The following is a 13247-nucleotide window of genomic DNA, read 5'->3' on the forward strand; positions in this document are numbered from 1 at the left end:
CAATGGATCGTTTCGAACTGCGCCGGCTGGACTACAGCCTGACCGAGGACCACGTGGCGGTCCGCGATGCCTACCGGCAGTTCTTCACCGGCCACTGTGGTATCGAAACCGTGCGCGCCGCTGAAGAATCCGGGTTCGACAAGAACCTGTGGGAGCGGCTGTGCGCGATGGGGGCGACCAGCATGGCACTGCCGGAATCGGCCGGCGGCGACGGCGCCACCCTGGTGGATCTCGTCCTGGTCTCCGAGGAGATCGGCCGGGCACTGGCACCGGTGCCCTGGATCGATCACGTCTGTGCGGCACGGCTGTTGAGCCGAATCGGTGCAGTGGCACCCGAGTTCGTCAGCGGCAGTCAGTTGGTGGCACTGGATCCGCAGCACGGCGATGCCTCCGGCGCCCGGCTGGTGCCCACCGGGTCGATCGCCGACGCGGTCGTCATCCGCGACGGTGACGACGTGGTCCGGCTGACCTTCGGCACCCGGCCGCCGACCGTCGACAACATCGGCCGGCTGCCGATGGCCTGGATCGATCCGGTCGCCGCCGACACCCGCACCGTGCTGGCCAGTGGCAGCGCAGCGCTGGCGGAATACCAACGGGCACTCGATGAATGGCGACTGCTGACCGCGGCAGCGCTGGTGGGCATGGTGGAACAGACCATGACCATCGCCGCGGAATTCGCCAAGACCCGCTACACCCTGGGCGTGCCGATCGGGACCCTGCAGGCCATCTCGCACCCGCTGGCCAACATGGCGATCACCGTCGCCAGCGGACGCAACCTGGCCTACCGGGCCGCCTGGTTCCTCGACAACGAGCCCGGCGAACGCCCGGAGCTGGCGGATTCGGCGTTCGTGTTCATGGCCGAGGAGGCGGCCAAGGCGGCCACCATGGCCGTCCACATCCAGGGTGGTCTGGGGGTGTCGGACGAAGCCGCCGCAACGGCGTACCTGGTGCGGGCGCGTGGCTGGCCGCTGGCCGGAGGCGATCCGGGGTCCAGCGCCTGCCGGATCGGCGAGATTATCGCCGCCCGCGAATCCGCCACCCTTGCAGCCGAATAGGACACCGAAACCATGGACTTCTCCCGACCCCAACTCACCGACGACGACACGGCGTTCCTCCACGAGGTCCGCAGCTTCCTGTCCACCCATGTGACCGAGGACGTCAAACGCCGCGACCGGGAGACCGGCGACAACTTCGACGAAGGCGTGCACCTGGCGCTGGGTGCCGCGGGATACCTTGAGGCCGAGTGGAGAACCGAGGAAGACGGCGGCTTCTCCCGGGTGCGCCGACGGATCTGGGAGCTGGAGAAGCGCCGGGCACACGTGCCGTGGGTGACCTGGGGGACCACCGCCATGGTCGCCCGCTCGGTCGACAAATTCGGTTCACCGGAGCTGCGCGACGAGGTGCTGCCCGGCGTCTTCACCGGCCACGTCCGGCTCTGCCTGGGCTACACCGAACCCGAGGGCGGATCCGACGTCGCGACCTGTAAGACCCGGGCTGTTAAGGATGGGTCAACTTGGATTGTCAACGGCTCGAAGATGTTCACCACCGGTGCGCACAACTGCCAGTACGTCTTCTTGATCACCAACACCGATCCCGATGCGCGTAAGCACAAGAGCCTGACCATGTTCCTGGTGCCGCTGGATACGCCGGGTATCGAGATCCAGGGACTGCGGACCGTCGACGGCGACCGCACGAACATCGTCTACTACAGCGACGTCCGCGTCGACGACAAATACCGGCTGGGGGAGGTCAATGGCGGCTGGACGGTGCTGCGCGAGCCACTCAACGTCGAACACGGGGCCGTTGACGCGAATCCGGATGGGCTGCAGGACGTCTCGATCATGATGCACCAGGCCAACTTCATGGCCATGGCAGTGGACAAGGCGGGCGCGGTGGTCGGGAGTTCGGGCCGCATCGAGGACCGATCGGTGGCCTACCGGCTCGGTAAGGCCGCCGCCCGGGTCGAGGCGTCGCTGTCGGCGCCGTCCATCTTCGGGCGGGTGGCGCTGGCACAGGCCATGCGGGACGTCTCACCGGACCTGATGGACCTGCTGGGCAGCGCGTCGGCGCTGCCGATCGGCACCGACGGCGCCATCGACGACGGAGCAAGCGACTACGTGTTCCGCTTCGCCCCGCTCGTCGGGATCTACGGTGGCACCCTGGAGGTGTTCCGCAACATGATCGCCCAGTACATGCTGGGCCTGGGCAAGCCGGCCTACGCGCCGGCGGCAGTCAAGACTTCCTAGTTCAAGACGTAATCCTGCGGTGATAGCCCGACGGTGATTCACCGGCGAACCGGGTGAACGCCCGGGTGAACGCGGACAGGCTGTCGAAGCCGACCGCGGTCGCGGTCTGCTGCACGCCCTGATCCGGCGCGGCCAAAAGCGCCATCGCCTGCAGCATCCGGGCGTGCAGCAGGTAGGTCCGCCAGGACATGCCGATCACCGCTTCGAACTGGCGGCGCAGGGTGCGCTCGGAGACCGCGACCGCGCGGCATACGTCGGCCGCGGTCACCGACGCCAGGTGCTCCTTGGTGTAGACCATCGCCGCACCCACGATCGGATGATCAGAGATCGGCAGGCTCAGCGGCGCCTCGTGGTCGAGTGCCTCGGAGACCAGGTGCCCCAGGGTGGAAAAGAAGTCGTCGGAGACGGTGTCTGAGTCGGCCCGCTCGATCGGCCAGCGCACCGAATGCAGCATCATCTCGCGGATCAGTGGCGAGACGGTCAGGATGCGCGCCCGGTCGCCGGCGAGCGGGACCAGCTCCGGGTCGAACATCACCGCCACGGTGCGCACCTCCGGGCGCATGGTGGCCTGATGTCGCAGGCCGGCCGGTATCCAGGCCGCCTGCTGCGGGGGCAACAGGTAGTGCGCCGTGGCGGTCTCGACCTCGACTACGCCGCCGACCGCGTACTCGATCTGGTGCATGTCGTGGGAGTGCCAGCCGGTGATCAGATGCTGGCCCTCATAGAGGTAGCTGCCGGCCCGGGCACGGCCGCCGCGACGCAGATCGATGTTGGCCGGTTCTGCAAACTCTATGGCCGATCGCGCGGAGACGGTCACGGTTTTCCAGGGTACTAGTAGAGGCATGAACATCGACGACTTGATCCTGGTCAGCATCGACGACCACGTGGTGGAGCCGCCCGACATGTTCCTGCGGCACGTCCCGGCCAAATACCGGGACGAGGCGCCGATCGTCGTCACCGACGAAAAGGGCGTCGACCAGTGGATGTACCAGGGCCGGCCGCAGGGCGTCAGCGGACTCAACGCGGTGGTGTCCTGGCCGGCCGAGGAGTGGGGCCGTGACCCGGCCGGCTTCGCCGAGATGCGCCCCGGCGTCTACGACGTGCATGAGCGGGTCCGCGACATGAGCCGCAACGGCATCCTCGCCTCGATGTGCTTCCCGACCTTCACCGGATTCTCCGCGCGGCACCTCAACATGACGCGGGAGAACGTCACCCTGGTGATGGTGTCGGCCTACAACGACTGGCACATCGATGAGTGGGCCGGTTCCTACCCCGGCCGCTTCATCCCGATCGCCATCCTGCCGACCTGGAACCCCGAGGCGATGTGCGCCGAGATCCGCCGGGTGGCGGCCAAGGGCTGCCGGGCGGTTACCATGCCTGAACTGCCGCACCTGGAGGGTCTGCCCAGCTACCACGACGAGGAGTACTGGGGTCCGGTGTTTCGCACGCTGTCGGAGACCGGCGTGGTGATGTGTCTGCACATCGGCACCGGTTTCGGGGCGATCAGCATGGCCCCGAACGCGCCGATCGACAACATGATCATCCTGGCCACCCAGATCTCGGCGATGTGCGCCCAAGACCTGCTGTGGGGCCCGGCGATGCGCAACTATCCGGACCTGAAGTTCGCGTTCTCCGAGGGTGGCATCGGCTGGATCCCGTTCTATCTGGACCGCAGCGACCGGCACTACACCAACCAGAAGTGGCTGCGCCGCGACTTCGGTGACAAACTGCCGTCGGAGGTGTTCCGGGAGCACTCGCTGGCCTGCTACGTCACCGACAAGACGTCGCTGAAGCTGCGGCACGAGATCGGCATCGACATCATCGCCTGGGAGTGCGACTACCCGCACTCGGACTGCTTCTGGCCGGACGCCCCCGAGCAGGTGCTGGCCGAGCTGGAGGCCGCCGGCGCCGACGACTCCGACATCAACAAGATCACTTGGGAGAACTCCTGCCGGTTCTTCGGCTGGGATCCGTTCGCGCATACCGCCCGTGAGCAGGCGACGGTGGGGGCGTTGCGGGCGACCGCCACCGACGTGGATGTGTCCATCCGGCCGCGTGCGGAATGGGCGCGGCGGTTCGCCGAGAAAGCGAACCGCGACGACGAGCTGCCGGTGAGGTCCCGGTCGATCTGAGCTCGGTGCCGTGGGAGCAGTAGGAGGGCCGGTCATAAACCGGGGCGAGGTCGGCGAAGTCTGCCGGGCCTACCGGTTCGCCGCCGACTGTTGATCTTGCCTGTGTCGACTATTCGACGTATCGTTCGACAATATGACGGTAGACCTTGGCCGGTATGGGCCGTGGGCGGTGATCGTCGGCGCCTCTGACGGCGTGGGTGCCGCGTTCGCCGAGGCCCTGGCCGCGGGTGGCCTCAATGTCGTGCTGGTGGCCCGCCGTCAGGCGCTGCTCAATGAGGTGGCGGCCGTGATCGCGAAGCGGCACGGGGTCCAAACACGCACCCTGGCAGTCGATCTCGCCGAAGCCGGGGCGGCGAAGGCGCTGATAGAGGCGACCGGGGATGTGGAGGTCGGGTTCCTGGTGTATTGCGCCGGCGCCGATCCGGACTTCACACCGTTTCTGGCCAACACCATTGCGGCGGCGGAGGCGATGGTGCAGCGAAACTGCGTCGTACCCATGCAGCTGTGTCATGCCCTCGCGCCGTCGATGGTCCGGCGCGGCGCGGGCGCGATCGTGATCCTGGGTTCAGGCGCCGGTTTCGTCGGCGGACCCAACATGGTGGCCTACGGTGCGTCCAAAGCGTTCGACATGGTGTTCGCCGAGGCGCTGTGGAGCGAGTTGCAGCCCGCCGGCGTCGACGTGATCGGCCTGATCCTCGGCAAGACGGACACGCCCGCATTGCGTCGCCTCGAGTTCGAGCGCGGGCAGATCGCCTCGACCGATGAGACTCCGGCCGGCGCGGTGCCTGCCGAGCAGGTGGTGGCCGCAGCGCTGAGCAACCTCGGTAACGGGCCCACGGTGTACGTCGGCGAGCAGGTCGCCGGGATGGCACAACTACTGGCGTCGCAGGGCCGAAACGAATCGGTGGCATTCATGGCACAGGCGATCACCGCCGCAATGGGCAAGTGAGGCAGGAGGAGTCATGTCGACAGTTTCGGTGATCACCGGCGGTGCCGGCGGCATGGGGCTGGCCACGGCGAAGGTCGTCGGTCGCGAGCACGCGGTGGTGCTGTGCGATGTGCGGCAGGACCGACTCGATGCCGCGGCCGCCGCGCTGGAAGACCTCGATATCAGCGCCACGGTGATCAACAGCGATGTCACCGACCGGGATGCCGTTGTCGAACTGTTCGGGACAGCCGGTGCAATCGGTCCGATCACGTCGGTGATCCACACCGCGGGAGTCAGCCCGAGTATGGGCGACGCCGACTATGTGATGCGTACCAACGCAATCGGCACCCTCAACGTCAACGAAGTCTTCTACGACACCGCCGGCGAGGGCTCGGTGATCGTCAACGTGGCATCGATGGCCGCGCATCTGCTGCCGGACGAGCTGATCCCGGCCGGGCAATTCCCGTTGGCGCTGACCGACGAGCACGCCTTCCTGGCCGCCCTGGCAGCGGTCTGCGACCCGATCCCGCAGGAGGCCCGCTCGGGCTTCGCCTACGCGGTGAGCAAGGCATTCGTCCGGTGGTACAGCAGTTCGCAGGCCGAGCGATTCAACGGACGGGGCCTGCGCATCGTCTCGGTCTCACCGGGCTCGATCGACACCGAGATGGGCCGGCTGGAAGCCGAGGCGGGTGCCGGGGCACTGGTCGCCGACGCCGCGGTGCCGCGATGGGGCGCGCCCGAAGAGATGGCGGATCTGCTCGCGTTCTGCGCCGGTCCCAAGGCGGGCTACCTCACCGGCACCGACATCCTCAACGACGGTGGGGTAGTCGCTTCGGTGAAAGAGCGCGCCCGTCGGGCCGCCGGAAACGCTTGACATGACAGCGAATACCGGCGAGGCGGCACGCGTCGTTACGTCACCGCCGACCGAGCGGGTTGTGAGGATCCTGGAACTGCTGGCATCCGACCCCGACCGTGGTTTCGCGCTGACGGAGATCGCGCGTGTCCTGCACATCAGCCACGGCACCTGTCACGCGATCGTCACCACGCTGGCGGCGCGGCAGTGGATCGTGCGCGACCGGCACTCCGGCGGCTACTCGTGGGGTCCGGCACTGGCCGCGCTGAGCCGCCCGGTCAACAAGCAGGCATTCCGGCCAGACCTGCAGCGGCTCTCCGATGCCGTTGGCATGCAGGTCGTCCTGGGCGTGCGGCAGGGGCCGACAGTGGTGGTCACCGACGCGGTCGGCGAGTCACTGGCCGCGCCACCGGTCAGTGTCGGCTTCCGGATGCCGATCGTGGCCCCGTTCTGCCGAGAGTTCGTCGCCGAGGCCGGTGGGCAGGTCAAGAAGGAATGGCTGGGCGGCCTGGGCGCGCCGTCGCCGCAGCTGCGCCGGCGGTTGGGCGCGGTGCTCGACGAGGTGCGAAGCCGCGGCTACGCGATCGAACGGATGAGTCGCGAATACGTTCGGGTGTACTCGGCGCTGCAGGCGCTCGCCGCCGAAGGTGAGCCCGATGAGATCACCGCCCGGCTGGCCAGTGCGTTCGCGGATCTGACCGTGGTCGACTACCTGCCGGGCGAACTCGAGGGCACCGAGCACCTGATCGCCAACGTGGCCGCGCCGATCCATGACGCCGACGGCACCGTGACCATGTCGGTGGGTGCGTCCCCGTTCGCCGCGATGACGCCCGCCGAGGTCGCCGATCTCGGGGCCGCCGTGCAGGAGACCGCCACGCGCATCGAATCGCTTTGGGCGACAAGGAAGGATCCGGCATGACTGACCAGGCAGCCGCGAAGGCCGACATCACCGAGGTCCTGCTTCGGTATGCGACGGCGATCGACACCAAGGACTGGGAGCTGTTCCGGACCTGCTTCACCGACGACGTCGACGCCGACTACGGCGAGATCGGTCACTGGCTCGACGTCGACTCCATCACCGGATTCATGGCGACGGTGCACGAGGCGATGAGCGACACCAAGCACATGCTGCACAACATGGTCATCGACGTCCGCGACGCCGACCATGCCAGCGCCGTGACCTACGTGCACACCGTGCAGGCCCTGGCCGCCGATCCCAAGCAGTGGGTGGATGCGGTCGGCCAATACCGCGATGAGCTGGTGTCGATGCCGGACGGTTGGCGCATCGCGCGGCGGCGCTTCAGCCAGACCCGGATGTTGAGCAGCTTCGATCTCCCCGTCGCTCAATCGAAGTGATCACCAAGAAGTTGGAGAGCTCATGAGCGTGGCACTCGCCCCCGAACAGCGCGAACTCGGTGAATCGTTGCGGCGGTTCGCCGCCCGACACGCGCCCATCGCCGACACCCGCAAGGCTCTCGACGCACTGGCCGCTGGAGAACTGCCGTCTTGGTGGGATGAGCTGGTATCGCACGGGTTTCATGCCGTACACCTGCCGGAGTCCTACGGCGGGCAGGGCGGCGGCCTGCTCGACGCGGCCTGCGTTCTCGAAGCCGCCGGGAAGATGTGCCTGCCGGGGCCGCTGCTGCCGACGGTCACCGCCGGCGCGGTCGGGATGCTTGCCGAGGCGACGCCGGCCCGAGAGGCGCTCTTGCACGCACTCGGTTCCGGTGCGCCGGCGGCCGTGGCGCTGCCCGAGTATGCGAGCTTCACCGCGCATCAGGTTGACGACGGGTGGCTGATCAGCGGTGTCTCCGAGGTGATTTCGGGAGCCTGCTCGGCGCGGCTGGTGCTGATCCGCGCCGGTGAGAAGTGGCTGGCCGTCGACACCACCCGGCCGGAAGTCGCGACGCGTGCGGCGTCGGGGACCGACCTGCTCACCGATCTGGGCACGCTGGCCCTCACCGACTACCCGGTGGCCGCCGGTGACGTGCTGGCCGGCATCGACTCCGGCCGCGCGGAATGGCTCACGGTCGGGCTGACGGCGGCGGTGTCGGCCGGTATCGCCGACTGGTGCGTCGAGGAGGTCACCGCGCATCTGCGCACCCGCGAACAGTTCGGCAAACCGATCGGCACCTTCCAGGCCCTACAACACAAGGCGGCGATGCTGCTGGTCAACAGTGAGCTGGCCGGTGCCGCCGCCTGGGACGCCGTCCGCGCGGCCACCGACACACCAGATCAGCACCGGATGGCCGCTGCGGCAGCGGCTTTGATCGCGATCACGCCGTGCCCGGAGGCCGTCCTGGACACGCTGACCATGTTCGGCGCCATCGGGTTCACCTGGGAACACGACCTGCATCTGTACTGGCGGCGCGCCACCGGCATCGCCGCATCGATCGGCGCCGCCACCGGCTGGGCCAGGAAACTCGGCGAATTGGCCATCACCGGGCAGCGCGACTTCCACGTCGACCTCGGCGGTGCCGAGGAGTTCCGGGCCGAGATCTCCGCGACGCTGGATGCCGCGAGCGCGCTCCGCAACGACGGACCCGGACGGCAAGGCGATTACGCGCATTTCAAGACGGGCCCGCAGCGGACCCTGATCGCCGACGCCGGCCTGATCGCCCCGCACTGGCCACCCCCGTGGGGCATCGGTGCCACGCCCTTGCAGCAGCTGATCCTCATCGAGGAGTTCGCCAACCGGCCGGGTCTGGTGCGGCCGTCGCTGGGAATCGCCGAGTGGATCCTGCCCTCGCTGCTGGCCGCGGCACCCGAAACACTGCAACAGCAACTGATCCCACCCACCCAGCGCGGAGAACTCGCCTGGTGCCAGCTGTTCAGCGAACCCGGTGCCGGCTCGGACCTGGCGTCGTTGACCACCCGCGCGACCAAGGTCGAGGGTGGATGGCGGATCAACGGCCACAAGATCTGGACCTCGTGCGCGCAGCGAGCCGACTACGGCGCACTACTGGCCCGCACCGATCCCGACGCGGCCAAACACCGCGGCATCGGCTACTTCATCGTCGACATGCGATCGCCGGGAGTGCAGGTCCAGCCGATCCTGCAGGTCACCGGGGCCGAAGAGTTCAGCGAGGTCTTCCTCGCCGACGTCTTCGTGCCTGATCAGATGCTGCTCGGTGAGCCCACCGGCGGATGGCAGCTCGCTGTGGCCACCATGGCCGAAGAGCGTTCCGCCATCAGCGGTTACGTCGAGTTCGACCGTGCCGTCGCATTGCGCCGGCTCGCCGCGGCCGCCGGCGACGAGCGTGACCACGCGCTGCGCGCAGTCGGCGAGCTCGACGCCTACTCGAATGCCATCAAGGCACTCGGGGTCCGTGAAACCATGGGGCTGCTCGACGGGCAGGGGCGCGGCGCGGCGTCGAGCATCGCCAAGGTGGCGATGAACATCCTGTTGCGCCGCACCTTCGCGGCCACCCTGGCCACCGCGGGACGGCTGGCGATGATCACCGACTCCGACCCCGCCGTCGTCGAACCTTATCTGCTGTCGCCGGCCGAGCTGATCGGCGGCGGTACCAACGAGATTCAGCTGAATGTCATCGCGCAGATGATCCTCGGCCTTCCCCGCAAATGAGATAGAGGACAACACATGGGATTACGTGGAGACGCCGCGATCGTCGGCTACGTCGAGCTGCCGCCGGAGCGGATGAACAAAGCAGGCCCGGCCGGGTTCACCCTGGAGCAGTGGGCGGAGTTGAGCGCGGCCGCGCTCGCCGATGCAGACCTTCCTGGTGAACTCGTCAACGGCATCGTCACCTCGCACCTGGGCGAGTCGGAGATCTTCGTTCCCTCGACCATCGCCGAATACCTCGGTATGCCCGCGCGATTCGCCGAGATCGTCGACCTGGGCGGGGCCAGCGCTGCGGCCATGGTCTGGCGTGCCGCGGCGGCGATCGAGCTCGGTATCTGCGATGTAGTGTTGTGTGCGCTGCCGGCCCGCTACATCACCCCGATGTCGGAGCGCAAACCCAAGCCACTGGTCGACGCCATGTTCTTCGGCTCGTCGAGCAACCAATACGGCTCTCCGCAGGCGGAATTCGAGATCCCCTACGGAAACCTCGGCCAGAACGGTCCCTACGGGCAGGTGGCCACCCGTTACGGTGCGGTCTACGGCTACGACGAGCGGGCCATGGCCAAGCTGGTCGTCGACCAACGCGTCAACGCCAACCACACCGACGGTGCCATCTGGCGCGACACCCCGCTGAGCATCGACGACGTGCTGGCCAGTCCGGTGATCGCCGACCCGCTGCGCATGCTGGAGATCGTGATGCCGTGCGTGGGCGGTGCGGCCGTGGTGATCGCGAGCGCCGATGTTGCTCGGAGATCGCGTAACCGTCCGGTGTGGGTCAAGGGATTCGGCGAACATGTGCCGTTCAAGACCCCCACCTACGCCGCGGACCTGTTGGCGACCCCGATCCGCGAGGCCGCCGACACCGCCTTCGCGATGACGAACCTGTCCCGCGCCGATATGGACATGGTCTCGATCTACGACTGCTACACCATCACCGTGCTGCTGTCGCTGGAGGACGCCGGGTTCTGCGAAAAAGGCAAAGGGATGCAGTTCATCTCCGATCACGACCTGACCTTCCGCGGGGACTTCCCACTCAACACCGCGGGTGGTCAACTGGGATTCGGCCAAGCGGGCTTGGCCGGTGGCATGCACCACGTCTGCGATGCCACCCGGCAGATCATGGGCCGGGCCGGTGCGGCGCAGGTCGCCGACTGCAACCGGGCCTTCGTCTCCGGCAACGGGGGGATCTTGTCGGAACAGACCACCCTGATCCTGGAAGGGGACTGAGCACGGTGATGACCTTCGAACGGCCGATGCCCGTCAAGACGCCGACCACCGCACCGTTCTGGGATGCGCTGGCTCAGCACCGCATTGTCATCCAGTACTCGCCGTCGACCGAGAGCTACGTGTTCTACCCGCGGGTGCGGGCCCCGCGCACCCTGGCCGACGACCTGGAATGGCGCGAGATCTCCGGGATGGGCACGCTGTACTCCTTCACGGTGGCCCGGCGGCCGGTCGGCCCGCACTTCGCCGACGCCGTGCCGCAACTGCTGGCGATCGTCGAATGGGATGAGGGACCGCGGTTCTCCACCGAGCTCGTCAACGTCGACCCCGCCGATCTGGCGGTCGGTATGCGGGTGCGGCCGGTGTTCTGCGACTACCCGGAACACGACGTCACGATGCTGCGCTACGAACCGGCGGTGAATCATGGCTGACGCCGCCGCGGACATCGAAGCGATCAAACGCCTGAAATCCCGCTACTGCCGGTATCTGGACACCAAGGACTGGGCTGCCTGGCGCGCGTTGTTCACCGACGACTTCCTCAGCGACACGTCGCGGGCGGGCGGGAAGATCATCAGTGGCGCCGACGAATTCGTCGCCTTCACCCGCAAGAGCCTGCGCTCGCAGCCCACCGTGCACCAGGTGCATGCGCCCGACATCGAGCCGGACTCGCCGACCACCGCGCACGGGGTGTGGGCGCTCGAAGACGTGGTGCGGTTCGGCCCGGGTATGAACCTGCGCGGCTACGGCCACTACACCGAGACCTACGAGAAGGTCGACGGCCATTGGCGGATCAAGTCTTCGACGCTGACCCGGCTGCGCGAGGACGTGTTCAACGGGCTGTTCGCCGTCTACCTCTCGCCGCGGGTTCGGGCGGTGCTGGGGCGGGTTGCCGGGCGGCTGATGAAGTAGGGGTTCCGTCAACTGTCGGCCGCGCCGGGGCAGAGGGTCTGCCCCCGGTTCGGTTGACTCCTTGACGTAAGGATTCGTCCTTGACGGGGGTGTTGCCCCGCACTGGGGCAGTGACGTGCTCGGACCGGGCGCGACACATGAGAGACGCGGCGTCATCTCGGCTGAGGCATGCCTACGGGCGCAGCCGTTTGATGCGATCCCACAGAACCGCCTTGGGGGTGTCGTACATCCGCAACTCGCGCATGCAGTCATCGAGGCGGTGCGGGTTGTCCCGCAAGTCGTCGATGGCCTTGTTCAGATCATCAATGATGGCCGACCTGTAAGCGGACTCAGCCTTGGCGATGGCCCGGCTCAGCAGGTCCGGGCCGGGCTCCATCATGGCCAGGTCGATGACATCGCGGCTGAACACCGCACGATCCGCCCATCGGTCGGAGTTGGCCAGCAACTTGCTGGTGGCCATATCAAGGGCAGTCAACGTCGCGACCCCGCAGATGCTGTCGCCAGGACTCGGTGTCTCCAGGGCGATCCGTCCCTCGGAAACAATCTCGAACCTGATCGGTTCGCCGTCAACGTCGAGCAAGGTTCTGACGCCGTACTGATCAGCCACGACGGGCCGCAGCACCGCAACCGGCCGACGTGTCAACGCGTTGAATCCTTCTGGCGCTCGGACCTTCTCCCGCAGGTCGCCGTAGCCGGAATCATCGGCGACCAGGAAGTCGATGTCCTTCGATTCGCGGTATTCGCCGTAGCGCAGCGCGATCGCGGTGCCGCCGGCGAAGTAGCAATTCGATGCCGCCAGAAGTTCGGCGTCGAGCGCGTCGAGGACGCCGGCAATCCGAACATGATGCGCTCGCTCAAACAAGGAGAACCCCGCCGCTGTGTGCGTCGGCCAGCTGCTGCACGAAGGCGCGCTCCTCGTCGCTCATTGCAGCTTGGTCCACGTGACGCCAGTTGCGTTCGTACAGTTGAAGTGCCTCAACGCCGGTGAGTTCGGTCTCGGCGCGCAGTTGCCACGCGATCGCGCGCAGTTGCGGGAAATCGCCCACGCGAACCGTCGCCGGTGCTGGTTGCGCAGGTGCTGCTTGTTGTGCCGGTTCCCGACCCGGGGCTGGTGGCTCATCGAGGGTCAGCCGCAGGCCCAGGGCCGCGGCCGCGTTCAGGTAGGCGCCGATCGTCACCGCGGGTGATCCGGCCTCGATGCGGTGCAAGGTAACCCGTGACATCCCAGCGGCTTCGGCGGTGGTCACGGCGCTAACACCGAGATCCAGCCGCCGGTTACGAAGCTCGCGACCGATCGCGGCCAGCACACCTTCGGTGTGTTCCGCGATATCGGGGTTCCGCGCAGGCATGTATCTCATTGTATACACGCCGC

The 13247-nt window shown here is 67.4% G+C and carries 14 protein-coding genes; 11 read left to right on the forward strand and 3 right to left on the reverse strand.

Annotation, left to right across the window (positions count from 1 at the left end):
• Nucleotides 1-2: 2 nt before the first annotated feature.
• Together K6T84_RS08955 and K6T84_RS08960 are read left to right on the forward strand one after the other, a co-directional pair.
• On the forward strand, nucleotides 3-1055 hold the full coding sequence (locus tag K6T84_RS08955; protein ID WP_224862526.1) for an acyl-CoA dehydrogenase family protein: 1053 nt from the start codon (nucleotides 3-5) through the stop codon (nucleotides 1053-1055).
• A gap of 12 nt (nucleotides 1056-1067) precedes the next feature.
• Nucleotides 1068-2246 carry an acyl-CoA dehydrogenase family protein gene (locus K6T84_RS08960; RefSeq protein WP_225400584.1) on the forward strand — a complete coding sequence of 393 codons (1179 nt, stop codon included), beginning with the start codon at nucleotides 1068-1070 and terminating at the stop codon, nucleotides 2244-2246.
• A gap of 1 nt (nucleotide 2247) precedes the next feature.
• Here the strand turns inward: K6T84_RS08960 and K6T84_RS08965 are convergent, their stop codons facing one another.
• Complete coding sequence (locus K6T84_RS08965) at nucleotides 2248-3063, reverse strand: AraC family transcriptional regulator (protein WP_224862522.1); 816 nt, start codon at nucleotides 3061-3063, stop codon at nucleotides 2248-2250.
• A 25-nt stretch (nucleotides 3064-3088) separates the two neighbouring features.
• Here K6T84_RS08965 and K6T84_RS08970 point away from each other — a divergent pair, with 25 nt between their 5' ends.
• The 9 genes from K6T84_RS08970 (at nucleotide 3089) to K6T84_RS09010 (ending at nucleotide 11875) form a co-directional block, all read left to right on the forward strand.
• Nucleotides 3089-4378: an amidohydrolase family protein gene (locus K6T84_RS08970; protein WP_225400583.1), complete on the forward strand. Its 1290-nt coding sequence runs from the start codon at nucleotides 3089-3091 to the stop codon at nucleotides 4376-4378.
• Nucleotides 4379-4511: 133 nt separating this feature from the next.
• Nucleotides 4512-5327: an SDR family NAD(P)-dependent oxidoreductase gene (locus K6T84_RS08975; RefSeq protein ID WP_225400582.1), complete on the forward strand. Its 816-nt coding sequence runs from the start codon at nucleotides 4512-4514 to the stop codon at nucleotides 5325-5327.
• 13 nt (nucleotides 5328-5340) lie between these two features.
• Nucleotides 5341-6180, forward strand: a complete 840-nt coding sequence (locus K6T84_RS08980; protein WP_224862516.1) for an SDR family oxidoreductase — start codon at nucleotides 5341-5343, stop codon at nucleotides 6178-6180.
• Between the two features lie 61 nt (nucleotides 6181-6241).
• Complete coding sequence (locus K6T84_RS08985; protein ID WP_255612398.1) at nucleotides 6242-7078, forward strand: helix-turn-helix domain-containing protein; 837 nt, start codon at nucleotides 6242-6244, stop codon at nucleotides 7076-7078.
• Nucleotides 7075-7515 carry a nuclear transport factor 2 family protein gene (locus tag K6T84_RS08990; protein ID WP_225400581.1) on the forward strand — a complete coding sequence of 147 codons (441 nt, stop codon included), beginning with the start codon at nucleotides 7075-7077 and terminating at the stop codon, nucleotides 7513-7515. Before K6T84_RS08985 ends, K6T84_RS08990 begins: the two co-directional genes overlap by 4 nt.
• Before the next feature lie 22 nt (nucleotides 7516-7537).
• Nucleotides 7538-9745, forward strand: coding sequence for an acyl-CoA dehydrogenase family protein (locus K6T84_RS08995; RefSeq protein WP_225400580.1), 2208 nt, complete (start codon nucleotides 7538-7540; stop codon nucleotides 9743-9745).
• 15 nt (nucleotides 9746-9760) lie between these two features.
• Nucleotides 9761-10969 (forward strand): thiolase family protein, encoded by a 1209-nt coding sequence (locus K6T84_RS09000; protein WP_225400579.1) that lies wholly within the window; start codon nucleotides 9761-9763, stop codon nucleotides 10967-10969.
• 5 nt (nucleotides 10970-10974) lie between these two features.
• Nucleotides 10975-11397 carry a Zn-ribbon domain-containing OB-fold protein gene (locus K6T84_RS09005; protein ID WP_225400578.1) on the forward strand — a complete coding sequence of 141 codons (423 nt, stop codon included), beginning with the start codon at nucleotides 10975-10977 and terminating at the stop codon, nucleotides 11395-11397.
• Nucleotides 11390-11875: a nuclear transport factor 2 family protein gene (locus K6T84_RS09010; protein WP_225400577.1), complete on the forward strand. Its 486-nt coding sequence runs from the start codon at nucleotides 11390-11392 to the stop codon at nucleotides 11873-11875. The genes K6T84_RS09005 and K6T84_RS09010 overlap by 8 nt, the downstream gene beginning before the upstream one ends.
• A gap of 172 nt (nucleotides 11876-12047) precedes the next feature.
• Here K6T84_RS09010 and K6T84_RS09015 read toward each other — a convergent pair whose 3' ends face one another.
• Entirely contained in the window at nucleotides 12048-12737 is a 690-nt protein-coding gene (locus K6T84_RS09015) for a nucleotidyl transferase AbiEii/AbiGii toxin family protein (RefSeq protein ID WP_224862503.1), read from the reverse strand.
• A complete protein-coding gene (locus tag K6T84_RS09020) occupies nucleotides 12730-13224 on the reverse strand; it encodes a helix-turn-helix domain-containing protein (protein WP_224862501.1) in 495 nt (164 codons plus the stop codon). The genes K6T84_RS09015 and K6T84_RS09020 overlap by 8 nt, the downstream gene beginning before the upstream one ends.
• Nucleotides 13225-13247: the final 23 nt, after the last annotated feature.

Origin of the sequence: Mycobacterium zoologicum (assembly GCF_020181635.2) — a bacterium.
Classification (GTDB): domain Bacteria; phylum Actinomycetota; class Actinomycetes; order Mycobacteriales; family Mycobacteriaceae; genus Mycobacterium; species Mycobacterium zoologicum.